Source organism: Mycobacterium sp. GA-2829 (assembly GCF_001499965.1).
Classification (GTDB): Bacteria; Actinomycetota; Actinomycetes; order Mycobacteriales; family Mycobacteriaceae; genus Mycobacterium.
The window spans coordinates 77,178-101,871 of record NZ_LQIT01000013.1; the positions used below are offsets into that span (position 1 = coordinate 77,178).

Annotated in this window: 23 protein-coding genes and 1 tRNA gene; 12 read left to right on the plus strand and 12 right to left on the minus strand. The window is 65.1% G+C overall.

The annotated features are described in order from the left end of the window. Positions 1-89: 89 nt before the first annotated feature. Positions 90-1,478, plus strand: a complete 1,389-nt coding sequence (locus AU194_RS10355) for an FAD-binding oxidoreductase (protein ID WP_059089145.1) — start codon at positions 90-92, stop codon at positions 1,476-1,478. Between the two features lie 134 nt (positions 1,479-1,612). After that, a tRNA-Met gene (locus AU194_RS10360) sits at positions 1,613-1,689 on the plus strand. 864 nt (positions 1,690-2,553) lie between these two features. Here AU194_RS10360 and AU194_RS31735 read toward each other — a convergent pair. The 7 genes from AU194_RS31735 to AU194_RS10385 all read right to left on the minus strand — a co-directional run bounded on the left by AU194_RS31735 (position 2,554) and on the right by AU194_RS10385 (position 7,421). After that, positions 2,554-2,796, minus strand: coding sequence for a hypothetical protein (locus AU194_RS31735; protein WP_157575984.1), 243 nt, complete (start codon positions 2,794-2,796; stop codon positions 2,554-2,556). Continuing rightward, positions 2,793-3,110 carry a hypothetical protein gene (locus AU194_RS31740; RefSeq protein WP_157575985.1) on the minus strand — a complete coding sequence of 106 codons (318 nt, stop codon included), beginning with the start codon at positions 3,108-3,110 and terminating at the stop codon, positions 2,793-2,795. The genes AU194_RS31735 and AU194_RS31740 overlap by 4 nt, the downstream gene beginning before the upstream one ends. A gap of 496 nt (positions 3,111-3,606) precedes the next feature. After that, the gene (locus AU194_RS10365) at positions 3,607-4,536 is read right to left on the minus strand and encodes a DUF4062 domain-containing protein (RefSeq protein WP_059089146.1); all 930 of its coding nucleotides are present in this window, start codon (positions 4,534-4,536) and stop codon (positions 3,607-3,609) included. A gap of 652 nt (positions 4,537-5,188) precedes the next feature. Then, on the minus strand, positions 5,189-5,512 hold the full coding sequence (locus AU194_RS10370) for an XRE family transcriptional regulator (RefSeq protein WP_059089147.1): 324 nt from the start codon (positions 5,510-5,512) through the stop codon (positions 5,189-5,191). Positions 5,513-5,518: 6 nt separating this feature from the next. Further along, positions 5,519-5,866 carry a type II toxin-antitoxin system RelE/ParE family toxin gene (locus AU194_RS10375; protein ID WP_059089148.1) on the minus strand — a complete coding sequence of 116 codons (348 nt, stop codon included), beginning with the start codon at positions 5,864-5,866 and terminating at the stop codon, positions 5,519-5,521. Between the two features lie 35 nt (positions 5,867-5,901). Further along, on the minus strand, positions 5,902-7,245 hold the full coding sequence (locus tag AU194_RS10380) for a site-specific integrase (protein ID WP_157575986.1): 1,344 nt from the start codon (positions 7,243-7,245) through the stop codon (positions 5,902-5,904). Beyond that, entirely contained in the window at positions 7,242-7,421 is a 180-nt protein-coding gene (locus AU194_RS10385) for a helix-turn-helix domain-containing protein (RefSeq protein ID WP_157575987.1), read from the minus strand. The genes AU194_RS10380 and AU194_RS10385 overlap by 4 nt, the downstream gene beginning before the upstream one ends. Before the next feature lie 475 nt (positions 7,422-7,896). Between AU194_RS10385 and mobF the strand changes: the two genes are divergently transcribed. Continuing rightward, positions 7,897-10,680, plus strand: a complete 2,784-nt coding sequence (gene mobF / locus AU194_RS10390) for a MobF family relaxase (RefSeq protein WP_157575992.1) — start codon at positions 7,897-7,899, stop codon at positions 10,678-10,680. A gap of 374 nt (positions 10,681-11,054) precedes the next feature. Here the strand turns inward: mobF and AU194_RS31105 are convergent, their stop codons facing one another. Both AU194_RS31105 and AU194_RS32195 read right to left on the minus strand, forming a co-directional pair. Then, the gene (locus AU194_RS31105; RefSeq protein ID WP_197417581.1) at positions 11,055-12,191 is read right to left on the minus strand and encodes an ImmA/IrrE family metallo-endopeptidase; all 1,137 of its coding nucleotides are present in this window, start codon (positions 12,189-12,191) and stop codon (positions 11,055-11,057) included. Further along, positions 12,188-12,565, minus strand: coding sequence for a hypothetical protein (locus tag AU194_RS32195; RefSeq protein WP_059089149.1), 378 nt, complete (start codon positions 12,563-12,565; stop codon positions 12,188-12,190). Before AU194_RS32195 ends, AU194_RS31105 begins: the two co-directional genes overlap by 4 nt. Before the next feature lie 130 nt (positions 12,566-12,695). Between AU194_RS32195 and AU194_RS31745 the strand changes: the two genes are divergently transcribed. The 4 genes from AU194_RS31745 to AU194_RS32975 all read left to right on the plus strand — a co-directional run bounded on the left by AU194_RS31745 (position 12,696) and on the right by AU194_RS32975 (position 15,259). Then, positions 12,696-13,106 carry a hypothetical protein gene (locus tag AU194_RS31745; RefSeq protein WP_157575988.1) on the plus strand — a complete coding sequence of 137 codons (411 nt, stop codon included), beginning with the start codon at positions 12,696-12,698 and terminating at the stop codon, positions 13,104-13,106. 67 nt (positions 13,107-13,173) lie between these two features. Then, positions 13,174-13,563 carry an E2/UBC family protein gene (locus AU194_RS10405; protein WP_059089151.1) on the plus strand — a complete coding sequence of 130 codons (390 nt, stop codon included), beginning with the start codon at positions 13,174-13,176 and terminating at the stop codon, positions 13,561-13,563. Continuing rightward, positions 13,560-14,939: a ThiF family adenylyltransferase gene (locus tag AU194_RS10410; protein WP_082698568.1), complete on the plus strand. Its 1,380-nt coding sequence runs from the start codon at positions 13,560-13,562 to the stop codon at positions 14,937-14,939. Before AU194_RS10405 ends, AU194_RS10410 begins: the two co-directional genes overlap by 4 nt. A gap of 62 nt (positions 14,940-15,001) precedes the next feature. Beyond that, positions 15,002-15,259 (plus strand): DUF6527 family protein, encoded by a 258-nt coding sequence (locus tag AU194_RS32975; RefSeq protein WP_369804072.1) that lies wholly within the window; start codon positions 15,002-15,004, stop codon positions 15,257-15,259. A 378-nt stretch (positions 15,260-15,637) separates the two neighbouring features. Here the strand turns inward: AU194_RS32975 and AU194_RS10415 are convergent, their stop codons facing one another. Continuing rightward, positions 15,638-16,333 (minus strand): FadR/GntR family transcriptional regulator, encoded by a 696-nt coding sequence (locus tag AU194_RS10415; protein ID WP_231743271.1) that lies wholly within the window; start codon positions 16,331-16,333, stop codon positions 15,638-15,640. Between the two features lie 111 nt (positions 16,334-16,444). On the opposite strand from AU194_RS10415, the gene AU194_RS10420 reads away from it, so the two are divergent. The 4 genes from AU194_RS10420 to AU194_RS10435 all read left to right on the plus strand — a co-directional run bounded on the left by AU194_RS10420 (position 16,445) and on the right by AU194_RS10435 (position 20,344). Next, positions 16,445-17,800, plus strand: coding sequence for an NtaA/DmoA family FMN-dependent monooxygenase (locus tag AU194_RS10420; protein ID WP_059089154.1), 1,356 nt, complete (start codon positions 16,445-16,447; stop codon positions 17,798-17,800). Continuing rightward, positions 17,784-18,281, plus strand: coding sequence for a flavin reductase family protein (locus tag AU194_RS10425; protein WP_059089155.1), 498 nt, complete (start codon positions 17,784-17,786; stop codon positions 18,279-18,281). The genes AU194_RS10420 and AU194_RS10425 overlap by 17 nt, the downstream gene beginning before the upstream one ends. Before the next feature lie 64 nt (positions 18,282-18,345). Further along, positions 18,346-19,812, plus strand: a complete 1,467-nt coding sequence (locus AU194_RS10430) for an MFS transporter (protein WP_197417582.1) — start codon at positions 18,346-18,348, stop codon at positions 19,810-19,812. A gap of 46 nt (positions 19,813-19,858) precedes the next feature. Then, positions 19,859-20,344 (plus strand): hypothetical protein, encoded by a 486-nt coding sequence (locus AU194_RS10435; RefSeq protein ID WP_157575989.1) that lies wholly within the window; start codon positions 19,859-19,861, stop codon positions 20,342-20,344. A 53-nt stretch (positions 20,345-20,397) separates the two neighbouring features. Here the strand turns inward: AU194_RS10435 and AU194_RS10440 are convergent, their stop codons facing one another. Next, positions 20,398-21,837, minus strand: a complete 1,440-nt coding sequence (locus AU194_RS10440; RefSeq protein ID WP_059089158.1) for an MFS transporter — start codon at positions 21,835-21,837, stop codon at positions 20,398-20,400. A 221-nt stretch (positions 21,838-22,058) separates the two neighbouring features. Continuing rightward, complete coding sequence (locus AU194_RS10445) at positions 22,059-23,981, minus strand: GAF domain-containing protein (RefSeq protein WP_231743272.1); 1,923 nt, start codon at positions 23,979-23,981, stop codon at positions 22,059-22,061. 167 nt (positions 23,982-24,148) lie between these two features. Between AU194_RS10445 and AU194_RS10450 the strand changes: the two genes are divergently transcribed. After that, the gene (locus tag AU194_RS10450; RefSeq protein WP_157575990.1) at positions 24,149-24,658 is read left to right on the plus strand and encodes a MarR family winged helix-turn-helix transcriptional regulator; all 510 of its coding nucleotides are present in this window, start codon (positions 24,149-24,151) and stop codon (positions 24,656-24,658) included. The last annotated feature ends 36 nt before the right edge of the window (positions 24,659-24,694 follow it).

The window sequence follows — 24,694 nt, forward strand, 5'->3', positions numbered from 1 at the left end:
GCCCCCTTGGCCAGCGCACCAAGCCGACGCCAAGCGCGGTGCCGCACGCTGTGGCCCGACATCACGCACAGCGTTGTGAAAGGACTTCGATGACTCTGACCGACGTCGCCCGCGACGAGCTGGCCGACCCCGTGGCCGACATCCGCGACCACGTCGCCGCACCGGTGGCCCTGCCGGGGGAGGCCGGCTACGAGCGGTGCACCCCGTGGAACGTCGCCGCCGCGGTGCGCCCCGCCGCGGTGGTGCTGGCCACCTCGACCCCCGACGTCGCCGCGACGGTCCGGTTCGCCGCGGCCCGTGGGCTGCGGGTGGCCGTGCAGTCCACCGGGCACGGCGCGATCGGGGTGGACGGGGACACGGTCCTGATCGTCACGTCGGGCATGACGGCGTGCGCGGTGGACGCGATGAACCGTCGCGCGCGGGTCGGCGCCGGGGTGCGGTGGCAGCAGGTACTCGACGCCGCCTGCCCGTATGGCCTGGCGCCGGTGCTCGGATCGGCCCCCGGTGTCGGGGTGGTGGGATTCCTGACCGGTGGCGGGATCGGGCCGCTGGTGCGGACGGTCGGCGCCGGATCGGACTATGTGCGGGCGTTCGAATTGGTCACCGGCACAGGGGAAGTGCTGCGGGTGACGCCCGAGGAGCACGCCGATCTGTTCTGGGGTCTGCGCGGGGGGAAGGCGACGCTGGGCATCGTCACGTCGGTGGAGTTCGACCTGCTGCCGATTCCCGAGTTCTACGGCGGGGCAGTGTTTTTCGATGGCGCTGACGCGGCGGCGGTGCTGCGGGCGTGGGCGGAGTGGTGCGGTGGGTTGCCGGAGACGGTGAACACCTCCGTTGCACTGCAACAGCTTCCGCCGCTGCCGGGCGTGCCCGAGCCGCTGGCGGGCCGGTTGACGGTGGCGGTGCGTTACGCCGCGGTCGGTGATTTCGCCGAGGCCGAGCGGATCCTGGCGCCGATGCGGGCGGTCGCGCCGGCGGTGATGGACACGGTCGGGGTGCTGCCGTATGCGGCGATCGGGGCGGTGCATGCCGATCCGGTCGACCCGATGCCGGTGTACGAGGACCACTCGCTGCTGCACAGTTTCGATCCGGCGGCCGCCGAGGCGCTGGTGGGCGTCGCGGGGCCGGGTTCGGAGTCGGTGCAGGTGATTGTGGAGGTGCGCCACCTCGGGGGTGCGTTGGCGCGGGAGCCGCAGCATCGCAGTGCGCTGTGCCACCGGGATGCGGCGTTCGCGCTGACGACGATCGGGGCGCTGGTGCCGGAGATCGCCGAGGTGGTGCCGGCGCATGCCGCGGCGGTGATGCGAACGCTGGCGCCGTGGTCGACCGGTGGGCAGCTGCCGAACTTCGCGCCGTCGACGGATCCGGGCCGGGCGGCGCGGGTGTACACCGAGGACGTCAGGCACTGGCTGGCGGCGTTGGCGGAGCGGTACGACCCGGCGGGGGTGTTCCGCACGGGCCAGGTGGTCCGCACCTGATTTCGCCGTCGGCGAACGTGCGCGTTCTGCGACCTGCGTCTGCGCACGTTCGCGGTCGGGTGAGGCGCTCAAAGTGCTGGTAGACGCCCGATTTGGAATACCGAGGCGTGCTTGGGTAACCTCATGTTCACCAACGCGGGGTGGAGCAGCTCGGTAGCTCGCTGGGCTCATAACCCAGAGGTCGCAGGTTCGAATCCTGTCCCCGCTACCAGGTAAAACGGCCCCCGGAGACCACTCCGGGGGCCGTTTTCATGCCCGATGGGAACACTTTTGGGAACATTCCCAACGCAAAGACCTTGATGGGAACGGATTGGGAACGCGCGAGGGTTAGCGGTTGCCGGCCGGCGAAAAGCACTGGGTCGGCCGCGGTAGCTTCCGCGCGGACGCAGTTGTCTTCTGACCACTAAGCGCTGGTTGGTGGATTCCAGTTTTGGCTGGCGTTCCTCCAGTTGCTTCTGGTTTGCGTCGGCGCTTGCGGTCGCGCACACTGCGAGAACCGGTCACTAGTCAGGAGCGCCGCCAGTTCGCCAATAGGGTGCGGCGTCGACAACGCTCGAACGCCCCGAGCTGGTGGAGACATCCGTGTCGCGGCGAACCACCGACAAGGGTCTCGCAGTCGTGCCTGACTGTTTTCACGGCGCGCCGCCGCTCTCGGTGAACGTGCGGACGCGCTCGACCGGTGCGTACACGCGGTAAAGCCCGTTGGCAAGCGGTCGCGCGCCGTGGGATTACCCCGGCTGATTCAAGTCGAGCCAGCACAGCCATGAGCGGCGGGTGTCAGTTCGGGACTAATGAGCCAGACGTGCAATTGCGTGCCATATTTGACTGGAGATGCCGACATGAACCACCTTTTGCTGTTCAGCGAAATACGATGGCCCTAGAACCTTAGGCAAAGGGTGCGCAGCACTTCGATGACCAGATCATACGTTACATTCTGGACACCCATAGCACGACATTCTGGACACCCATAGCACGACGGCAGCGCAGGTCAATCCGCCGTCATTTGCACTTCTGAGAGTTAGCAAGGTTCGCCGGGGCGATGCTGCAGGTTAAAAGTCGGCGGTCAACCGAAGCGTTAAGCGAGCTTGCCTCCGACGAGGCCGAAGATGGCTCCAAAACCGGCTTTGCTGAGGTTCGAACAGCTCGCGATAACATCTTTGGTTGCATCGTTCGGATTATCGACGAACAGCGCTAGAGCAACGTTGACTCCGAGAAGCGCGATGGTCAGCGAGACGATGACTAGGAACACCAATTTGAAAAATGGCGAGACGGGGGTAACCCGCGGAAGCGCGTCTCCCGACGGAGGAGGCGCCGTCACTTAATGCCTCCCTTCGGATCTCCGTCGTCTTTGCGATGGGGGGTGGGGTTAGAGTTCGTTCCCTCGTTGCCATCTTCAGTCTTTGCCGACGCAAGATAGCCAAGTATCCATGCATTGAGCTGGTCACGGTCGAGTTTTGGGTCGACGACGATCTCTTCTACAGAATCTCCCTTAGCGTTCTGCAGTAGGACCGACGTTTTTCTCGGCCTTGAGAAGATCGCGCGAATCAACTTGCGAACGGAATCGCTCGCCACCAAGGCAACGACCGCGCCTAGAGCAGCAATCCCGAACTGAATGAGTTCCGAATTCCACACCTGAATGGTCCCCTCTCGACCGCCAATGGCGGAGCGCGTCGCCGCTGCTGAGGATAACCCCGGTCAGGCGTGTTGAGGTCCCAGTTGGGCCCACATCCTTGCATGCGCATCAGCATCGCGGGCGCAAGAGAGTTGAGGTTAATGGAACCGCAGCCTTGGCGCTTCAACTGGAGAATAACCGCCAATAGCCACAACAACTAGAGATCAGCGCGACGTAGGTTCGCCGCAGCAAAGGCACCGGCAAGCACGCAACTAGAGCACGATACGCGGTGGACCAGGCACTCCCGAATCAGGTTGCCTTCTTGGTGGCGTTCCTCGGGGACGCTTTCTTGGCTGCCTTCTCGACGGCTTTCTGGGTTGGCGCTGGCGTGTCTGAGGACGATTCGTCAGCGTTCTCGTCCTTCGTGACCGCTTTTAGGGCTGCCAGTTTCTCCCGGCCAAGAGGTGTCAGGCGGAGGTACCGGTTTGTGTCGCTCGGAACGCGCTTCTTCGTGCCCTACTCGACGATGCCAAGCGTTCTGAAGTGAACGAGGACCGTTTCAAAGTCCTTCTGCTGACACTGAATCTGTCGGTTGGTTACACCTCTGACCGCTCGGCGGTCCTTCTCACTCATCTTGCTCTGGAAGAGGCAAACCTCGAATCTCTCCTCTATCTCTTGTTCAGTCGCTTCATCGAACATGGCCGGGCCGATAGCGGCCAGCACGTCATTCCATGTGGTCTCCGGCCAGATCCACATATCTGAATCGTCATTCCAAGCTTTGGAGTACACCCGTATCGGGAAGCCAACCAGGTCCTCGCCCTGCGCGAGTTTGGTCGGGTCCATCGCGTGAGTTTTCTCGGCCACAAGAGTCTGTGACTTCTCCCGCGCTTCGGCCAGCTGGGCTCGCAGCGTCAGGATTTCTTTCTCGGCGTCCTGGCTAAGCACGGTGTCGCCGCGTACCCACCCGACGGCTGGCTGCAAGTCCATAAGGTTCATCAAACTGACTGCGACTTGGCCGCCGAGCTCAGCTGCACTAGTGAAATATTTGACTGGCAACCCCTCCACCTTTTCTCGGAAGGCCGTCAGCTTCTTTCGGGCGTCGTCGTTCTGATCAGTCTTCAAAGCCGGTAACGTCTCAGGCTCTCTATGCAAGAAGCCGAGCACTGGAGTGCCAGTACTCACGGCGTAGTCGTACTCGCGCTCGGTGAAACTTATGCCCGAAACCTCGTCCATTTCACCGTATCGACCTCCTACCACGACAACGTAATAGTCGCTCTCATCGATGACTCGCTCTATGAGCTTCCACTGGTCCTCGTTCGCGGCTGGGAACATTTCCATGCCGGCTGGGAAGTGGTTCAGGTTGAGGATCATCTGTATGACCGTCGCGCGCTCTTCCGTGAGGTCTTTATACGTCGAACTTACGAACACCTGATACCGCTTCTTCACACAATGACCCTATTAGCGGTCGTACGATACTTCTCGCCGTGTCGTTGGGCGTGTCTCTCGATATCTGTGCGACCGAGGGAGCTTCGAGAAGGTGGCGTCAGTGCCCTTGCTGCCGACGAGGACCCCTTCGAGCAGCTCCGCGTCGGCGCCCGAGATGCGAGGCTGGAAGAGATCGTGCTCGGAAGCGAACTGGGCAGCCGGCTGTGCACGGACTGCATTGGAGATGGCTGCACGTCATCGCGTCGGCCTCATCGCGCACACTATTAAGACGCCGCTTCGTCGGTGCAGCCCTGGCGCCGATCTCCGGACTTCCCGTTGGGGTGATGGCCTTTTCGATTCCGAGACAGCTGGACTCATCTAAGGGAGCGCTTGCTCGACTCAGTAGTTCGCGATGAGCGACGGCGACAGGTTGTGGCGACTATCTCAGGCTGGCTGCCAGCATCAGTGGAAGCCAGGATCCTTCGACGCGCGAAGCTCTCATTGAGCCCGTCAGTTGTTGCATCCCGTGTTGCGTCATAGGCGAGCGTTGCCCGATCGCTGCCGACGAGAACCCCCAATGCGGCGTCGTATGAAGTTAACCCGCGCAACTGGTAATGGAGACGTGCTCGCTAGTTGATGTCTTCGGTGCTCCTGACGGGCAAACCGCCGCGGGTCACGTCGACAACTCGACGCTCTTCCCGCTGAATTCAGCGATAACCCGCAGCTGACCACCAAGGGCGGCAACGTAGGACTGCAGCGTGCCCAGCTCCGTGTGCGCCAGGTCGCCACTCTCCAGTTGCGACACCCGCGCCTGCGAGACACCCATGAGCGCCGCGACATCGGCCTGGCGAGCGTGACCGTGTGCCTTCCGAATCTCCGCGAGACGGTAGGCCTGGACGGCTTCGTGCATCTCCTTGCGGGCCGAGTCTGCGCGCGCCGGGTCCACGCGACGTTGTTCCACCGCTTCGGCCCGGATCTCACGCCAGTTGCGCGCCATGGCTACTCACCTCCGGCAACCGATCGCCAGCCATCTGGTGTAACGCTCGTCCGCGATCGGGATGTTCTCGTCGTACCAGCTTCGCCAGTTCCCGGCCTTGTCCCCGCCGAGCAGCAGGATCGCCTGGCGTTGCGGGTCGAAGACGAACAGGATGCGGACGCTGGTCCCAGCGGGACGCAGCTCCTTCATGTTGTGGAACTTCGAGCCGTTCACCCGGTCCGCCGTGGGCCGGCCCAAGGCGGGCCCCTCCGCCTCGAGTAAGTCGATGGCCCCGGTTACCGCCGTCATCGTGTCGTCGTCCAGCGTGAAGTACCACCGTTCGACCTCCTCCAGCAGGAGCACCACCCACGCCATTAGTATAACCCCAGCATTATATTCGGCGGGTCCCGTCAATCGAGGTCTGTCGGGTCGGCGTCCTCGTCGTCGGCCCACGCGTCACCGATCAGGAACCCGGCCGCCTGCTCGGCGGCCTCCCGGTCGTCGTTCTCCAGCACGTGGGCATACGTCTCGAGGAAGAAGCCGACGTTGGCGTGGCCGATGCGTTCGCTGATGATCTTCGGATTGACCCCGGCCCGCAGGGCGCCGGTGGCGTACGAGTGGCGCAGGTCGTGAAAGGTGATGCGGGACAGGCCCGCTGCGGCCGACAGGCGGTCGAACCGCTGCCGGATCGAGTCCGGGTGCAACGGCCGACCGTCTTCGTAGGTGAACACGTAACCGCCGGGGTGATAGTCGGTCCCGAAGAACGCCCGCTCGCCGTCCTGGACCTCACGCCAACGGCGCAGTGCAGCCACGGTGGCGCGGTCAATCGAGATGGTCTTATCGGCGTTGCGCGTCTTGCCGCCCGCTTTGTCGCGGGCCTGGCCGCCGACCACTACGCGGTTGTCGTGGACCGCGATGTGGCCGGCGTCGAGGTCGACCGCCGACCACCGCAGCCCGCAGATCTGGCCGCGCCGGATACCCGTCGTGAGCTCCAGCAGGAAGAGCGCGCCGAACCGGTCGTGGCGCACCGACGCGAGGAAGGTCTGAATCTCCTCCGGCCGCCACACCTGGCGGCGGGTACGCGGCCGTCGTGGCGGCTTCACATTGCTTGCGGGGTTGTCGGTGAGGAACTTCCACGCGACCGCATCGACCAGAGCACGATGCAGAAACGCATGTACGTTGCGGACCGTCTTGGGTGCGAGACCTCGCGGCGTCGGTTCTGGCACGATCCCGGAGCGGTAGCGGCGCACCGCGGCGCGGGCGGCGTGAATCGAGGTGCCGCAGGCCTCGGACACCGCACGCGGTGTGGGCTCGGCACCGCGCGCGACGCGCTTCGACCAGTACGCGTACATCACCGAGTCGTTGTCGCGTTTGACGCGTCCCTCGGCGAGAAGCTTCGCGTAGAGCTTCAGCAAGGTGGGTTCGTCGAGTCGTTGGAGGCGCTCGCCGCCGATGTGCGGGATGACGTACCACCGCGCGTAGTCGCTCCAGCTGCGCCAGGTGGTGGCGTCGAGTGTGGGTTCGACCGCAGTGAGCCACTCGGTGAGGAACTCGCCGACGGTGCGGGTGGAGGGTTTGACGATGCGGCCGCGGTCCGCGTCGCGCATCGCGTCACGGCAGGCCTTCCACGCCTCTCGCTCGGTGTCGAAGCCGCCCTTGGTGATCCAGGGATAGGCGCCGGTGGCGGGATCGCGTTGCGGGGAGCGGAATTTGTAGTACCACTTCGCGCCCCGGTGATACACAGAGCCCTTCATGACCCGATGTCCCGCAGGCGTGCGGTCACGACATAGACGCGGCCGCCCAGCCGGCGAACCGGCAACTCGCCGGAGTTCACAAGGCGATACGCCGCTGCTCGGCTGATCCCCAGCAGCTGCGCGGCGTGCGGCACTGAGAGCAGCAGGGGGAGTCCCTTGAACGGGTTGTCTTCCATTTTGATCACCACCCTCCACTGGAGTTGTGTGGGGCTACGGCTCGTGCGACGTGCTGCAGCGCGTGTGTGGAATTGTCGCCCCGACGTCACATCGCGGACTGTTCTGCTCGGCTGCGCTGAGGTTCATCAGGCACCCAACATCACTGTAATTCGCGGTACCGACAGGTTTGTGCAGAGTTTTCGCGCATCGACTCACGACGAGTCACGCAATGCTCAATGTCGCAATGCTTTTCACACCCCCGGATTTACTACACACTATCCTCCCCTTCCCGCCATCGCCTCACTTTCAGTCAACCGCATCACCATGCATACCGTTGCGTCTCCAAACACGCTGCCTCCCTTACTCTTATCCCAGGCTCTCCACCTCGTCTCACATCCCCGACACCCCCAAATTTCTGCATGGCACATTTGCACAAGGTGCGAGAATGGCTGTGGCGCAGCACGTGCCGCAGGCACCGGCGGGAGGGGCGAGACGGTGTTGACGATCGCCAAGTTGAAGCGGTGGTCGATCAACTACTACATCGACACCGCCCAGGCCGCCGAGCGCGCGTCCAAAAACCGCGCCCGATCCGGCGGTGGGCTGGGGGAGTACTACTCCGAACACGAGACCCGCACTCCGGTGTGGTTGTGCGCCGGCGACACGCGCCGCGCGGCGGCGTTGGTCGGGTTGACCGACGCCCAGCGCGCGGGCGGGGAGGCTGACGCGGGGGTGGTGGCGCGCTGGCTCGATGACGGGGTCGCCCCGAGCGGTGCGCGCGGTCGGGCGTTCGGGGAGCGCGGGGTGCATGGCTTTGATCTGACCTTCTGTGCGCCCAAGAGTGTGTCGTTGGTGCGGGCGTTGCGCGTTGATGATGTCGTGATGAAGGCGATGGCCGATGCGCATGACACCGCGCTGCGTGAGGCGATGGAGTATCTGTCGATGCACGCGGGCTACACGCGGGTGCACAACCCGCGAACCGGCGAGAAGGATCTGGTGCGGCTGCCCGGTCTGGTGGCGGTCGCGTATCAGCATGAGACCTCGCGGTGCGGGGACCCGCATCTGCACACCCACGTCATCGTCCCCAACCGGCAAGCCCGCGCCGACGGGCAGTTGGTGTCGATCGACGGGACCTCGCTGTATCACGAGGCCCGGGCCGCGGGAGTGATCTACCAAGCCACCCTGCGTCGGGAGCTGAACCGTTCCATGGTGTTCGAGTGGGCGCCGGTCGACCCATCCACGGGGATGGCGGAGTTGGCCGGGGTGGACTGCGACACCATCACGGCGTGGTCGCGTCGATCGACCGCCTTGCGGGAGTGGGCCGCCGGCAACCTCACGGTCGTCGAGGGGCCGTTGTCGGCGGCGCAGCTGGCCGCCGCACAGAAGGCGACCCGTCCGAGTAAGCCCGAGGAATTGGCCTGGGGGCAGCTGGTGGAGCAGTGGCGCGCGGATGCGAGGGGCCTTCAACTGGACCGTGCAGCGTTCGAGGCGGCGCGCGCGGCGCGGCGTGCGGCCGCGCGGACGCCGTTCGACCGTGTGCGCCTGGCCGCGGCTGCGGAGAAGGTCGAGAAGGCGGCTTTCACCCGCGCCGACCTCGTAGAAATCGTCGGGGCACAGCTGCCCGTGGACACTGACCAGTCGCCACGCGAATTGGTCGAGGCCGCGGTCGACGAGGTGGGGATCAGGCTGACCGCCCCGCGGGCGGCGCATCAGCGGGAGGGCCACGAGCGGTTCACCCTCGATCGGATCCTCGCCGAAGAGCGCGCGGTCCTTGACCTGGTGGACGCCCGGAACGATCGCTCGCTGTTGTGGGTGAAAGAGGAAGACACTGCCGGTCTTTCGCCGGATCAGAAGCGCGCGGTGGAGAACATTGGTCGCTCGCCGTGGCTTGTTCAACCGTTGTCGGCGCCGGCCGGGGCGGGTAAGACGACGTCGCTCCGTTCCCTTAATACCGCGGTGAAGCGCCGCCATGGTGGAACGGTGGTGGTGCTCGCACCGACGGGCAAGGCCGTCGACGTCGCCGTTCGCGAAGGCGCCGGCGACACGGGTTACACCATCGCCAAAGCGTTATTGATGCTGCAGCGTAACGAATTAGAACTCGCCCCATCGACGCTCGTCGTCGTGGACGAGGCCGGGATGGTGGGCACCGATGACCTGCGCCGGCTGTTGACCGCCACCACCGCCGCGGGCGCCAAGACCGTCCTGGTGGGAGATGCGCATCAACTCGCGCCGGTCAAGGCGCGTGGCGGGATGTTCGCACAACTCTGCGATGACCTGCCGTGGACGCAGAAGCTTTCGGAGGTGTGGCGGATGCGCGACCCAGCCGAGCGCACCGCATCACTTGCGCTGCGCGACGGCAACCCCGCCCAGGTGCGGCGCGCCATCGACTGGTATCTACTTCATGACCGCTTGCGCAGCGGAGATCAAATCACCATGGCCATAGATGCGCTGGTGGGCTACCGCGCCGACTTGGCCGCGGGCAAGGACCCCCTGCTGGTGTGCAGCACTACCGAGATGGCCGACGCCCTCAACGAACGCCTGCACCGCGACCACCACAGCGCCGGTACCGAAACCGTGGTGGGCGCTCGGGGGCACCGCATCGGTGTCGGCGATGTGATCGTGACCCGCGCCAACGATGCCTCGATTTCATTGCACCGCGTCGGCAATATTCCGGTTCGGGATCGGCCGGTGCGTAACGGGAACCGCTGGCGCGTCGCCGCCGTCGATCCGAGCACAAACCGGCTGGCCGCCGAGCGTCTCGACGACGGCGCGCGCACAGCGTTCGAAGCCGGTTACGTGCGCGAGCATGTCAACCTCGGCTACGCCGTCACCGTGCACAGCTCCCAAGGAGTCACAGCCGACACCAGCCATGCCGTTCTCGGCGAGAACACCACCCGCGCCCTGCTCTACGTGGCAATGACCCGCGGCCGCGACACCAACACCACCTATCTCTACGGACGCGGCAACGAAACCCACCACAGCCCCGTCGCCGACGACGCCGGGATGCCGGTTGTGCGTCGCGACGACAGCGGCCAGGCCGCAGAACTGCTGTCCGGCATCGCCGTGGCTAAATCTGACCGTCCAGCGACCGCACTCAGCGTTGCTGCGCAGACCCCCGCTGGCGAGTTGCCCTGTTCCGTTGTCAAACTTCTGCAGCGTCATGTTGCTACCAAGGAAGTTCTGGACACGAAACAAAAGACGTTGTCCGACGCGCGGTCGCAACGGTCACAGGGCCACACCGTGGCTCGTGGTCGGTCGACCAGTAGCGGGTTGGAATTCTGACCCGCGGGGGAGAACGCTGGATTGTCGGGGTTGGCCGGGGTGGCGTGCGCGGGGAAGGATCAACCGTCGAATGGAGCCTCAGCTGTATTGGGCGCCGCAACCCCGTGCTGGCGCCCAATGAAGTTGACGCAGATATCACAACCGCGGATGGCGGCACTATCGTGTAACCATCAGACGGCGTACTGATCGCCGAAAGGCTACTCGGTAATGATTGAGCCGGTCGATCGCTGCAGCACCAAATGTAGGCATGTGGCGAAGCTATCCGGCGATCTGAGTGCCCCAGTGCACAGACGTTTCAGGGTCGGCAACGTCGAGCCGCTGTCAACAGGTGAGTCATGACTTCGCGAATCGTTGCAGAGATCGCCACGGTTAGGTTATAAGTCGGAAAGCATTGCGTCCAAACGGATCGTAGGTCGCATCTTGCTGACCGCGGCCCATTTGTTGTGCAGACGTCCATACTGGCCCGCCACAATGCTTGGGGCGACCTTCAGTTCGTCGGCGAAGTATTCCAATTCTCCCACCGACATGTGGTTGAGCCGCGGCTGCTCAGACTCTGGAATGTAAAATCGTTGCGCAAAAGAATCTGCTGCGGTTTCCAGTTCATCTTTATCATCGTCTAACGACTTATCGAGTTGGTCGATGAATGTTTCGCGCCCGGGGTGCAGAAGTATGTGTCCGATTTCATGGGCTAGGTAGAACCAGAAGCTGTCAATACGCTTATTGCGATTTGTCAAAGCAATGATTGGGTGCCCAGTCTGAAGCCATCGGGACGCTCCGCATATTCGTGTATCAGCGATTTCTGGCATATATACCAAGAGGACTCCGGCCGACTCCAATTCTTTGCGAATGGCCAAAAAAGCTTCAGGCATAGAAGAGCGGGTGAGCGGAGGGATACTCGGCAGAACGGCACGTAGTCGTCGCTGGTCATACTTATTTGCTTGCGGTGCGCGGCTTTCGGCGGCGCGTTCTGCCAACCGTACCCACAACGCTGTTGCGTATGGATCTACGTCAAACCGTTGACTTCGTTTGAAGTTGACCTGGCGGCGCAACCAGACGGTATTGAAGGCTTCGGTATCAGTGACGCCGAAGAACCGTAGTAATTTCTCTACTCGCACTTCGAGGGAATCTGCATGTGAAATTAAGCGCTGCGCGATTAGTACCGGTTGGGGAAATTTTTCAAACCAGTCCGCGTACTCAGTCAGTCGCGCACGGGAATTGACGCGTATTTGGCGCGAACGCCATCTTGCCTCGGCCTTTAGCCAGAAATCGACCGGTATATCGAGAGTGCGCTCTAAAGCTACTGCTACTTCCGGCGAAAGGGTGGTTATTCCCTTGATAAGTTGATTGATATGCTTCGCGCTCAGGCTGGTTCTAACCGCGAATTCGGCTTGCGTGAGTCCTCTTGCCTTCAATTCGGTCAGGATGATCTCGCCGGGCGGCTTGGCCCAGTCGGGTTCGAAATCGGCAGGCTGGTCAGTGCTGTTCGGAAAGGGTCGGCGCGGAACGGTCATGATCCGACCCGCCGTCGTGAGCCCTGCGACACGATGGTCATCGACTCGACGCGGATGCAGTCGACGTCTCGCCAGTACGGCGCGGCGGCCACTGCGTGCATGATCAATGGCTTGCCATGTGTATTCACCAGTGTTCCTCTCATCTGGACCTCGTTGTACTGCACGCTCAACACGGGCGCATACCCGGGCTCGTCTGCGAGCGCCACATTGACTCGCAGACTGCGCAGGTGGCTCAGCGCATTGAGCGTGGTGGCCGAGGAGATCATCGTCAGCATCACCATGACGTCGTCGGCCTGCTGCGGCCAGGCGGTGCGCAACGCCGATTCGGATCGACAGAGGGCTGCCAGTTCCGGCTGGGACCACGCCACCTTCATTTCTGAACCATTTTGGTAAAGAATCCATCCGCTAATCGTGCTACCGTTGGCCTTGTTCTTAACAAAGCACGTTAAGCCTAGCGCAGTTTGAGCTGTTCAGAGGCCTAACATGACCAGAAAAGGTTCTCTCATGACGTCACCATCCCCCGCCCGCCATCCCCACTCGGTTCCCGTGTACATCGACGGCCGGCAGTACCAGCTGCACGCCGAGAAGGTCGTCACTACCGCTGACCTGCGCCGGCTGCCGCGGCCCCCGCTGAGCAGCGACCAGCAGTTGTGGCTCGATGTCGTCGACGCACCCGACCGTCTGCTCGCCGAAGGGGTCGCGATCCCGGTGACGCCCGGCATGCGCCTGTTTACCCAGCCGCGCACTATCACCATCCACATCGACCGCACGGCCTACTCGGTGCCCGCCGGCCCGATGACGATCAGCAGCTGCGCGAACTGCCCATGCCCCCGATCGGCGCCGACCGGGACTTGTGGCTGGATGTCGCCGACGCCCAGGACGTCAAGATCGTTCCGGGCGAAGTGGTGGAACTGACCGCCGGGATGCGGTTCTTCAGCGCGCCGTCGTCGGTCAACCCCGGACACTCGGCGGGGCCGCGCCGATGAATTTGCCCGACTCTGATCACGAGTATTTGAGCGCTGAGGGGATCTCCTACCGTGTGTTCGAGGACGGCGGGATGCTCTGCGTGCTGTTGGGCGCGTTCCCGCTGCCTGCTGGACTCAATGAACCGAGCGTCGACGTCATGCTCCGGCTGGCGGCGCTCTACCCCGACGCCGCCCCGGATATGTGGTGGGTCACTCCGGCGCTGACCACCAGCGGTGGGCTCGCGATACCCGGCACTGAAGTTACCGAGATCTACTGCGGACGCAGCTGGCAGCGGTGGTCGCGTCACCTCGAACCAGGGATGTGGCGCGCGGGCGTGGATGGCCTGCACACCTTCATGGCGCTGTTGCGCAACGAGTTGGCCAAAGCTGCAAGGTCGGCGGCATGACTACAACAACGTTGGTGCTGCACCCGGATGTGGTTGCCGAGCTTCGCGGGATGACCAGGCAGCCGGTGGAGACCGCCGCGGTGTTGTTGGCGCGGCCAGCGTGGTTGGCCGACGGAGGCTTACGACTGCTGGGCGTCGAGTTGCACCCGGCCGCCGAACAGGCCTACCGGCACCGCGACGACCGGTCCTTGGTAGTTGGCTCGGAGGGTTATATGCCTGCACTGAAGGACGCCGAGACTCACCGGTGCGTGCCGATCTGGGTGCACACACACCCTGGTGAGGCGGCCAGTCCGCGGCCGAGTCCGCACGACCGGCGCGTCGATGAGCAGCTGATGCCAGTGTTCACCACCCGCAGTGAAAGCGGGCTCTACGGCTCGCTGATCACCTCGATGCGAGCAGGACAGCTGAGCTTCACCGGCCGGCTGGAAGGGACCACGACTACTAACATCGATCGGATCGTCATTCCGGCTGACCGCTTCGAAGTGCTCCGCGCCGACGACGTCCGGTACCCCCCGCTGCCTTCCCTGCACGACCGGCATGTCCGAGCCTTCGGCCCCGACATCCCACGCGTGCTCGGCGATCTGCGCGTCGCGCTCATCGGCTGTGGAGGCACCGGCTCGGCGGTGGCCGAGCAGCTGGTGCGCCTCGGTGTCCGCAACTTCGTCCTCGTCGACCCCGACAAACTCTGCGACACCAACACCACCCGGGTCTACGGGTCGACATTGCGCGACGTCGACCGGTTCAAGGTCGAGGTGCTCGGAAATCACCTGCGTGACATCGCCCCCGACGCGGTCGTCGAGTGCATCGAGGGATCGGTATGCCAGCGCGAGATCGCCGAGCGCATCGTAGGCGCCGACGTGGTGTTCGGCTGCACCGACGACGAAGCAGGGCGGATGCGGCTATCCCGGTTCGCCTACGCGTACCTGACGTTGGTGATCGACTGCGGGGTCAAGATCAGCTCCGACGGCGCTGGCCGGGTCGACGACATCACCGGACGCGTCACTATCCTGGACTCCCGCTCAGCCTGCCTGCTGTGCCGGGGCCGCGTGCGCCCGGAGGTAGCCGCGGCCGAGGAGATGTCACCCGAGGAATACCAGCGGCGCCGCCGCGACGGGTACGTCCCTGACTTGGGCGGCACCGAACCTGCGGTGGTGGCCTTCACCACCGCAGTGGCCGCCGCAGCGGTCAACGAGCTCCTCGAAAGACTCGTCGGCTACGGCGTCGAGTCCCGCCCAAGCGAAATCCTCCTCCGCATCCACGACCGCGCCATCTCGACCAACCACCAACATCCCACCCCGGACTGTTACTGCGGCACGCGCACACCATCAAACTTCGGCGACACCGCCCGCTACTGGGGTTTGGGATGGGCATCCTGAACCGAATCCGAAGGATCTGGCCACCCTGGCGGCGGTGGGCGGTGAATCTGATCGTGGCGCGCATGAGCGACGTCCCGGCCCAGCTACACCCCCGCCGGGCAGTGCTGGTCGGCAGCGCCGAACACCCAAAATGGCTCGTCTTCGACTGCCCCTGCGCGCGGCGCCACCGAGTGTTGGTGCCGCTGAACCGCCACGCCTGGCCTGCGTGGAAGATCCTTGCTGAAGCCCCCCTGTCGCTGACTCCCAGCGTCGACGAGCGCCACGGAACGTACCGGTGTCACTACGTCATCCGACGCGGGCGCGTGCACTGGGTTCGCTAGCCCGCGGCCGGACACCACCCGCGATGACTTATTTGCTGGCTCGACCATGCTCCAGCAAACCCCATTTGGGAACGGACTTGGGAACAAAACTCTGCGAAACCCCCCGAAATCGGTGCAACGAGGCGATACGAGCCGACCTCTGACCTGCGCAAATGAGACTTAGCGAGTCTCGAGAAATCCCCGGAAGCCAGCTCATAACCCAGAGGTCGCACGTTCGAATCGTGTTTCCGCTACCCGGTAAAACGGCCCCCGGAGATCACTCCGCGGGCCGTTTTATGCCCGACACTTTTGGAACGTTCCTATTCAAGGACTTCGCGGGATCGGATGGGAGTGCGCGCCATTCCGAGTCGCCCCGCGCCCGCACCGAGCGCCGCCAGATCAGCCCCAGTCGATGACCTGCTTGAGCAGGTGCGGAACGTGCATCCGAAGCAGTTCGATGAAGTCCTGCGTGTGGGTCCGCATCAGTCTTTCGGCCTTGGCGGGTTGGCCGGCGGCGATCGCGGCCTCGATCTCCTCGTGCGACACGGTGAGATCGCTCATCGTCACCGTCCGCAGTCTGTCCTCGGTCAACGCGTGAACCGTGATGTCGCGTAGCGCATGTGCGAACAACACGAGGATCGGGTCACCCGCGAGCTCGGCGATCGCTAGATGGAATTCGGATCGCTGCACGCGCGAACCGTCATCCGGGGTGGCGTCCGATTCGGTGTACTGCCACACGCCGCCGTCCTTGACCTTCTGGGCGGCCATGCGCGCCATCAGCGGCTCCAGGTTGAGCCGGGTCTGCAGGAGGTCGCCGACGGTCAGCCCGAGCAGGTGGAAGTACAGCGACGTGCTCGTCGCAAACTCCTGGCTCGCAACCTGATTGACGACCGCGCCCCCACCGGGACCGGGCTTCAGCGTGATGACCCCGTACATCTCCAGCAGCCGCATCGCCTCACGTAGTGACGGTCGACTGACGCCGTACCGGGTCAGCAGTGCGGACTCGGCCGGGAGCCGGGCCAATTTCTCCGCGGTGATGTCGCGCACGATCTGACCTGCGACGACCCGTGCCGCCTTGCCACCTGCCAACGCCATACCCCGCATCGTAACGACAGTCGCCCCACCCCAGCCCCTTGACTGAAAAACCAACAATCTATATATATGGATTGTTGATTTTGAGCGCTGAAGCTCGTCGAAAGGAACACAATGGCCAAGCGATCCGAGAACATGGTGCTGTCGGCCCTACTGGCGGTCGCCGGATACCACTACGACAGCTGGCGGCGCCCTGGCAGCCGGATGGAGGGGTGGGGCGAGTTCGGTCTGATCAAGGAGCTGGTGCGCAAGGCCGAGGCGGCCAAGTTCGACATGGTGTTCTTCGGGGACATCGCCGGCGCGGGACCGCTCCCTGGCAGTGACCCGACGATCGCCAGTCACTACGAGCCGGTCACCGTGATGGCCGCACTGTCGGCGGTCACCAGCCACGTCGGCATGGTCGGCACCGCGTCCACCACCTTCCTCCCGCCCTTCTCGGTGGCCCGCCAGTTCGCCGGGCTGGACAAGCTCTCGGGCGGCCGGGTCGGCTTCAACGCCGTCTCTTCGAGCATGGGGCAGCGGAACTTCGGGTTGGACACCATGCCCTCGGGGGAGGATCGCTACCGGCAGATGGCCGAGTTCCTCGACGTCGCGTTCGCGCTGTGGGACAGCTGGAGCGACGACGCCGTCGTCAACGACCGGGCACGCGGTATGTGGGCAGACCCCACCAAGATTCGCGCCATCAACCACAAGGGCGAGTTCTACTCGGTCGAAGGCCCGCTCAACACCCCCCGCTCACCGCAGGGCCGGCCGATCATCGTGCAGGCCGGATCATCGGACGCCGGCACCAACGTCGGCGCCAAATATGCCGATGCGATCTACACCCAGCAGCCCGAATTCGGCGCCTCGGTCGCCTTCTACGACATGTTCAAGGACAAGGCACGCTCGTTCGGTCGCGATCCCCGCACCGTCAAGATCATCGCGGGCATCGTGCCCATCCTGGGCGAAACCGAGGCCGAGGCACGCGAATTGGAGGCGGATCTGGCCTCCTACGTCAACACCGACCTCGGCCGCATCAACATCGGCGAACGCCTCGAGATGGATCTGAGCGAACTCGACCTCGACGAGAAGATCCCTGCGGAGTGGTTCGTCGGACCGAAGGTGCAGAGCCGCAGCCGGTACGAGAACACGAAGAAACTCGTCCTGGACGAGGGGTACACACTGCGCGACCTGATCCATGTCAACGCCCGCAGCCACGGTCACCAGGCCATCACCGGCACGCCCGCGCAGGTCGCCGACCGGATGATCGAGTGGTACGACAACCACGCCTGCGACGGTTTCAACATCAACACCCCGTTCATGCCAGGCGGATTCGATCTGGTGACCGAACTGCTGGTCCCGGAACTGGTGTCGCGCGGCTACTTCCGCGAGGAGTACGAAGGCTCGACTCTGCGCAGCCACCTCGGACTCGAGCGCCCAGGTGCCTGGGACGCCGAGCAGTCGGAGCGCGAACATGTCGCCGTCGGTTGATCCCGACGTCTTCCGCCGCGTACTCGGTCAGTTCCCAACCGGGGTGGTGGTGGTGACCGCGATGAGCGGTCACCACCCCGTCGGCATGACCGTCGGCTCATTCACCTCCGTGTCGTTGCAGCCGGCGCTGGTTGCCTTTCTGCCGGACCGGTCGTCGAGTTCCTGGCGTGCCCTCCGCGAGTCCGGCGACCGGTTCTGCGTGAACGTGCTCAGCGCCGAGCAGCAGGACGTCTGCCGACTGATCGCCGCCCGCAAGACGGACAAGTTCGACGGAGTCGACTGGCGCCCATCGAAAGCCGGCAACCCGATCATCACGGGTGCCGTCGCGTATGTCGACTGCACCGTCGAGGTGGTCCACGAAGCCGGGGACCACCACATCGTGATCGGTCGCGTCGACGATCTGAACGTGCTCACCGGCTCGGACCCGTTGGTCTTCCTGAAGGGGGAGTACGGTTCGTTCCGGTCGTTGAGCCCGGTATGAACACACTGAAACCCGTTGCCGCTGAGCAGGGTCACCCCTGGATGCGACACGTGCGATGACGCCGGTGGCCGGTCCCCCGAAGACGAACGTCAGGTTGCTGGTGGCGGCCGGCGCGGCTTCGGCCTTGGCCGGCGTCAACATCGCCACGATCCAGGTCGCCTTACCGACCATCGCGCGGCACTTCGACGCATCGCCTGGTGCCGCATCCTGGACACTGCTGTCCTACCTGGTGGTCTTCACCGTGATGGTGTTGATCCTCGGCCGGATCTCGGATGTATGGGGTCACGGCCGCATGTACCTCACCGGCCTCGGCACCCTCACCGTGGCCAGCTTGCTGTGCGGGTTCGCCCCGACCATCGAGGTGCTGATCGCCCTGCGCTGTCTGCAGGCACTCGGTGCGGCCGCCATGATGTGCAACATCGTCGCCCTGGTGGCGGCTGCCGTGCCACGGGAAAGGCTGGCGGCCGCCATCGGTGTCAACTTCACGCTCGGATCGTTGTGTCAGGTGCTCGGACCCGGAGTGGGTGGCCTGCTCGCCAGCTCGCTCGGGTGGCGGTCGGTGTTCTGGTTCAACGTGCCACTGGGTGTGCTCAGCCTGCTACTGGCCGTGGGCGCGGTCCCATCATCACCAAAACCGCAGCAACAGCAGCGATTCGACTGGATCGGTGCGCTGCTCGTGTCCTGCCTCCTCGGCGGCCTCGTGATCGGAGTCACGGAGGGTGGCCTGCTCGGGTGGACCCACCCTCTGGCGTCGGTCAGCATGATCATCTTCGCGATGACCACGCCGCTGTTCATTGTCTCGCAACATCGTTGCGCGCATCCGCTGTTGGACCTCCGGCTGTTTCGGCACCCTGTTCGCGGGCCGGCCTACGGGTCGGTGTTCTTCCTGGGGATGAGCTACTACGCCGTCGTCGCCCTGATGTCGCTGTATCTGCAGGCGGCCCGCGGGCTTTCGGCCGCAGAGACCGGTCTGCAGGTTCTCGCATTGGCCTTGGCGATGACGGCCGCCACGCCCATCTCCGGTATGTTGGGCGCTCGATTCCCGGCCCGCGTCGTCGCCACGACCGGCGCGGCGCTTGTCACCATCGGCCTTGTGGGGCTGACGTTCTCATTGACCACCCAGATATGGCTGCCGGTCTGCATGGGCGTGGTGGGTGCCGGCGTCGGGCTCTTCATGGCGCCGAACACGGACGACATCCTCGGGTCGGTGACCCCTGACTCGCGGGCCCTCGCCAACGGCGCCCGCCAGTGCATCCAGAACGTGGGTTACACGCTCAGCACCGCAGTCTTCCTGGCCATCGTCGCGGCGCCACTCGATGACGTCGAACGACGCGCAGCCTACAGCGGCACCCTGTCCGATGTCGCGGACAGCTCCGCCGAGATCTTCACCGCCGCGTTCCGGGTGGCCCTGCTGGTGGCCGCCGGGCTCGGATTGGCCGCCACGCTGGTGTCGCTGATGCGCCCCCGGCGTACGGACGAACCATCTGCAACTTCAGGCGCTGGTGAGAAGGCCGACGCAGTATCCCCATAGGAGGACGGCAATGAAATCGACCGGTAGGAGCGGGTTTCCGTTGATCATGTTGTCACCCACACCGTCCGGTGACACCTCCGCTGAACCGCGGGCGTGGATCGCCAGGTCGGCGTTCGACACGTCCATCGACGTGGAAAGCCTGCCCGCGAGGTGCGTACGTGTGGAGGCCGGCGATCTGCGCGCCGCGGGTCGACGGGCGGTGGATGCCCGCGAGCGCGCCCGCCCGGTCGGAACTGATCCGGTGCCGGTCGTCGTCGACGTCTACGCGCTGGTCGCCGATACGGCGGCCCAAGCCCGCAGTGCCTTCGCCCGACTGGACGCGGTATCGACGGTCGGAGTGTTGCCGTCGCTGCTCTACGTCGGCACGGCCGCCGGTCTCCGCGGTCTCATCACCGATCTGCACACGTGTGGAATCGCCGACGGGGCGATGCTGCTGCCGCTGCCGGCAGATCGGTCGAGCGACCTCGCCGATGAGATCGCCACCGGGCTGGGTCTAGTGACGGCGGCGTCCGCGGGCGCTGTCCGGCCGTAAAGAAAGCCGCCCCGGGCAGATGTGCCCGGGGCGGATCTCTCTCTGGCTGAGCGCTATTCGGCGGCCACCCGCTCCTTGTTGTCGACAGGTGCGGCCTTGGCTCCCAACGTTCGCGGCAGCAGCAGGCAGGAGGCTGCCACCAGGACGGTGAGGCCGATGCCGACGATGAACACGTTGGTGAACGACGACCAGGCGGGGGAGCCGCCGTCGCTGCCGGTGGACAGCAGACTGCCGCACAGCTGCACCCCGAGGGTGCCGCCGACCGCCTTGACGACGAAGGCCAGTCCGCTGAACGCGCCGACCTGGTCGGCCGGGGCCAGCAGCGTCACCACGTTCATCGCCTGAGTGAGGCAGACGCCGCCTGACGCGCCGATCAAGATCGAGGCGATCACGACCACTGCCACGCTGCCGCCGGCGAACCACAGCACGACGAACGACGAACCGTTGGTCAGCACCGCCGCAATCAGGGTTGCCCGGCTGCCGATGCGAGCGTCGAGCCAGCTGGTGACCGGAGCCGCGACAGCGCCCGCCAAACCGATGGGGAGCAGGATGAGGCTGGTCGTGAATGCCGTGGCGCCCAGCCCGTATCCGGTCGAGGCGGGCTGCTGGGCCAGCATGGGCATGGCGAGGAACATCATGTTGACCCCGAAACCGCCGAGCACGTAGACCAGGCAGGCCACCGCCAGCGGCCGGGTCGCGAGCACCCGAAGGTCGACCAGCGGCTCACGAGTGCGAAGTTCGACGACGCAGAAGACTCCCAGCAGGGCCAAGCCGAGCAGCACGGCCGCGCCGAACTTCATCGACGTCCAGCCCAGCGTCGGCGCCTCGGTGATGGCGACGAGGATGACCGACAGGCTCGCGCCGAGCACTACGGCGCCGGTCCAGTCGACCTTGCCATGGTGCACCGGCGGGCAGGACGGCAGCACCTTCCACGACGCGACGAAGATGATGGCGATCAGCACCAGTGGAATGCAGAACACCCAGCGCCACGGCAGCCAGCTGACCAGGATGCCCGAGCCGACCATCGCGAAAGCGGTTGCGGCATAGATGAACGCGATGACGGCGCCGTTGCCGGATTTGGCGCGCTCTTCGGTCTGTGTGTCGCGGATGATGGCGAAGGCCAACGGAACGACGCCGAGGCCGATGCCCTGCAACAATTGGCCGACGGTGAGCATCAGCACGTTCACCGACAGCCCCGAGATCACCACGCCGAGCGCGATGATCGCCAGCACCCAGAGCAACACGGTCTTCTTGTCCCGGATGTCGGCCAACTTGCCGATCAACGGGGTGGTGACCGCGCCGGTCAGCAGCACCGCGGTGAGCACCCAGGCGATCTGCGCCTCGGTGGCGTCGAGGGACTCCTGGATGATCGGAACCACGGGCGACAGCACGGATTCCAACCCCTTGTAAGCGAACACGGACGCCACGACGACGATCAACGTCGACAGTGCGCTCGTTCCGCCGCGGGCCGCGACGTGGGGTTTGGTGGTCATGCCTCGTTCCTCCGATCGATCAATGATGTTCCCGCGAGGACGTCAACAGGAAATCGGTCCTGGAAAGCGGCGCGTGGCCTCGTGCCCAGCAACGCTGCGTGGCACAGAGTCAAGATGTTGGTGAGGTACACCACAGTGAGGTTATGGACGTAACCCACCGCGCTCTATGTCCGCGCAAGACACAGTTGATCCCTGTTTCGGTCCGCCGGGGATGCGCTCTTCTACGAGCTCGCCCCCACACCGATGCGGTGGAGTTTCATGGCAAGCCGGAGTTCCAGGGTGCGGTCCACGCTGCGCCAATCGTCACCGAGTAGCCGTTGCAGCCGCTGCATCCGTTGTTTGACCGTGCTGACGTGGACATGCAGCAGCTCGGCCGCGGCGGTCGGCCCGCCATCGGTCGACAACAGCGCGTCGAGCGTGTGCAGCAGCTCGGTGCGGTGCTCGGCGTCGTAATTCACGACGGGTGCCAGCGCGCCCTCCACGAACGCATGGATGTTCTTGTCCCGGCCGAGCACCAGGCCGAGGAACCCGAGGTCGTCCATGGTGCCCGACAACCGGTAGCCGCTCAGCCGGAGCATGGCGTCGCTGCAGGCGTGCGCCTCCTCGAAGAATCGGCGGACGTCGGAGCCGCCGCGAACCGGGCCCGCACCGGCGACGGACACCTCGGCGTCGGACGCGCGCCGCATCGCCTCGGCGAGAGCCAGCGAGTTCTTCCGGGCGTCTTCGCCAGGGAGGAGCACCACCGCCGACGGCCGCTCGTCGGGCTGCATCCGATGGCACAGCCCGGCGAGGCCGTTCTTGGGCCTGGCCGCCTCGTGGGCCAGCGACGCGATCCGCCGATCCTGGAGATCGGCCCGCACGACGTGGATGGTGTACGGCGACCGCACATCGAACTTCAGCTTCGCCGCCCGCTGCATCAGGTGCGCGGGGTTCTCCTTGCCGGAGACGAGGTCGTTGATGAAGTCGTCACGGCGAAAGCCCGCCGCACCGGCCTCGGCTTCGGCACGCAGCAGCAGGATGGCCGCGGTGACCACGGCCCGCTCGATCACCTGGATGTCCGAGCGGGTGACGCCGGCCGGCGCGCGGAGGCACAGCACACCGTGCAGACCTGTGGTGGTGGTGACCGGTACCGCGGCGAGTTCGGACGTGGTCTGCGTCAGGTGGGTGGCGGCGGCCGAGCGAACGAGCTCGTCGGTGTGCTCGGTAGGGGTGAAGCCGCCGGCCTCGGCGAGCATGCGAACGTCGCGGTCGAACACCGCGAGTTGACCCTCGATGATCTCGACGAGCCCGGTGACCAGGTCGCTGAGTTGGGTGCCGGTCAACAGGACTCGGGCCAGCGTGTTGTGCACCTGAACCGACGCCGCCTGTCCGCGGGTGAGCTCGAGGTTGTCCGACTGCAAGGACATCAACGCCTGGTCGCGCTCCTCGGCCACCGCCACCCGGTCGATTGCCAGCGCGGCATGCGCCCCGAGTATCCGCAGCAGTTCGACATCGCTGAGGCTGAAGGTGCGTTCGTCCCGGTTCGCGGCGATGAGCGCGCCGATGATGCGCGGCCCGGTCGGTAGCGGCACCGCGGCGGCGGCGGTGATCCGCTCCTCGCGCACAGCCTGGTCGAGCTTCGTGTGATGGGTGAACGCGTCATCGTCCAGATATCGGGCGACGATCAACGGCAGCCCTGTCTCGATGACCTTTCCGGTCATGGCCTCTCGGGCCGGAATGCGCAGGTCGCGCAGCTCACTGGTCAGTTCTCCGGATGCTGCCCCGAGGTAGGCGTGCTCACCCTCGGGTGTCGACAGCCAGAGGTAGGTCACGTCGGCGTGCAGGAGTCGGCGGGCCTGCTCGGCGACGTGCCGGTGCAAGCGCGTGGACTGATCGATGGCCGACATGTCCGCGACGACGTCGAGCAGGTCGCGGTACTGGTCCTGACGGGCGCGGTGGTCGGCGGAGGTCTCCTGCAGCAGCGCCTGCACGGCCGACCGGAAGGCGGGGTCGTTGGGTTCCACGCGCTGCGGGAGGTAGGGGCTGAGGATGTCGGCGATGACGCGACCGACGGTGTCCGCAGTCGCGCCGGGGCGCGCGGTGATGCGCGCGATGTGGGACGCCAGGTGCACGAGGTCGGTCGCCGAATCAACAAGTGGACTCAATGTCGTTCCTCCTGCCGCGACTCGCCGTCGTCGGCGACCCCACACATCTCATGGTCCACGGCGTCTCCCTGGTTGAACAGCCTCTCGGCCGGTGGCCCTGAACCAATCGGAAATTGGGGGCCTCCCAGCACTAGTACAACACTGAACTATTTAGTACCGTACATTCCGTGGTTGACGACAAGAAGCTGAACTGGCTCGATGACGACGAGCTTCGGGTCTATCGCGCGTTCAACCGGACATTCGATGCACTGAGCACCCATCTCAACGCCGAGTTGGAATCCAACAGTGGGCTGCCGAGAAGCTATTTCGACATCCTGTGGCGTCTGCGTCGCGAGCCGGGACGGTCCATGCGCATGAGCCGGCTTGCCGAGGTCACCCACTCGAAGGCCAGCCGGATCACCCATGCGGTCGGCCGGCTCGAACAGGAGGGCCTGGTCCGCCGCGAGGTCCCCGCCGGCGATCGTCGCGGCTGGCTGGCGGTGCTCACCGACGCCGGACTCGCGCGGGCGGAGGCCGCCGCGCCCCAGTACGCCCGCAGCGTGCGCGAGAACTTCCTCGACCTGCTGAGCCCGGAGATGCGGACCCAGATGGTGGCGATCGGGGAGCACCTGCTGGCTCACCTCGAGCCCGCCGCGCTCCCGGAGGACGCCACCGGCGAACGCGGTGACGTGGCCTAGACACCAGCCGCAACCCAAGAATCACGCAACACCAGC

Excerpts from the sequence above, each read along its gene's own strand:
- AU194_RS10370 (WP_059089147.1), bottom strand. The coding sequence starts at position 5,512 with ATGGCGCGCAACTGGCGTGAGATCCGGGCCGAAGCGGTGGAACAACGT.
- AU194_RS10375 (WP_059089148.1), bottom strand. The coding sequence starts at position 5,866 with ATGGCGTGGGTGGTGCTCCTGCTGGAGGAGGTCGAACGGTGGTACTTC.
- AU194_RS10385 (WP_157575987.1), bottom strand. The coding sequence starts at position 7,421 with ATGGAAGACAACCCGTTCAAGGGACTCCCCCTGCTGCTCTCAGTGCCG.
- AU194_RS32195 (WP_059089149.1), bottom strand. The coding sequence starts at position 12,565 with ATGAAGGTGGCGTGGTCCCAGCCGGAACTGGCAGCCCTCTGTCGATCC.
- AU194_RS10420 (WP_059089154.1), top strand. The coding sequence starts at position 16,445 with ATGGCCAAGCGATCCGAGAACATGGTGCTGTCGGCCCTACTGGCGGTC.
- AU194_RS10355 (WP_059089145.1), top strand. The coding sequence starts at position 90 with ATGACTCTGACCGACGTCGCCCGCGACGAGCTGGCCGACCCCGTGGCC.
- AU194_RS10415 (WP_231743271.1), bottom strand. The coding sequence starts at position 16,333 with ATGGCGTTGGCAGGTGGCAAGGCGGCACGGGTCGTCGCAGGTCAGATC.
- AU194_RS31105 (WP_197417581.1), bottom strand. The coding sequence starts at position 12,191 with ATGACCGTTCCGCGCCGACCCTTTCCGAACAGCACTGACCAGCCTGCC.
- AU194_RS10425 (WP_059089155.1), top strand. The coding sequence starts at position 17,784 with ATGTCGCCGTCGGTTGATCCCGACGTCTTCCGCCGCGTACTCGGTCAG.
- AU194_RS32975 (WP_369804072.1), top strand. The coding sequence starts at position 15,002 with ATGAGCGACGTCCCGGCCCAGCTACACCCCCGCCGGGCAGTGCTGGTC.
- AU194_RS10405 (WP_059089151.1), top strand. The coding sequence starts at position 13,174 with ATGAATTTGCCCGACTCTGATCACGAGTATTTGAGCGCTGAGGGGATC.
- AU194_RS10380 (WP_157575986.1), bottom strand. The coding sequence starts at position 7,245 with ATGAAGGGCTCTGTGTATCACCGGGGCGCGAAGTGGTACTACAAATTC.
- AU194_RS10435 (WP_157575989.1), top strand. The coding sequence starts at position 19,859 with ATGTTGTCACCCACACCGTCCGGTGACACCTCCGCTGAACCGCGGGCG.
- AU194_RS10440 (WP_059089158.1), bottom strand. The coding sequence starts at position 21,837 with ATGACCACCAAACCCCACGTCGCGGCCCGCGGCGGAACGAGCGCACTG.
- AU194_RS10410 (WP_082698568.1), top strand. The coding sequence starts at position 13,560 with ATGACTACAACAACGTTGGTGCTGCACCCGGATGTGGTTGCCGAGCTT.
- AU194_RS31745 (WP_157575988.1), top strand. The coding sequence starts at position 12,696 with ATGACGTCACCATCCCCCGCCCGCCATCCCCACTCGGTTCCCGTGTAC.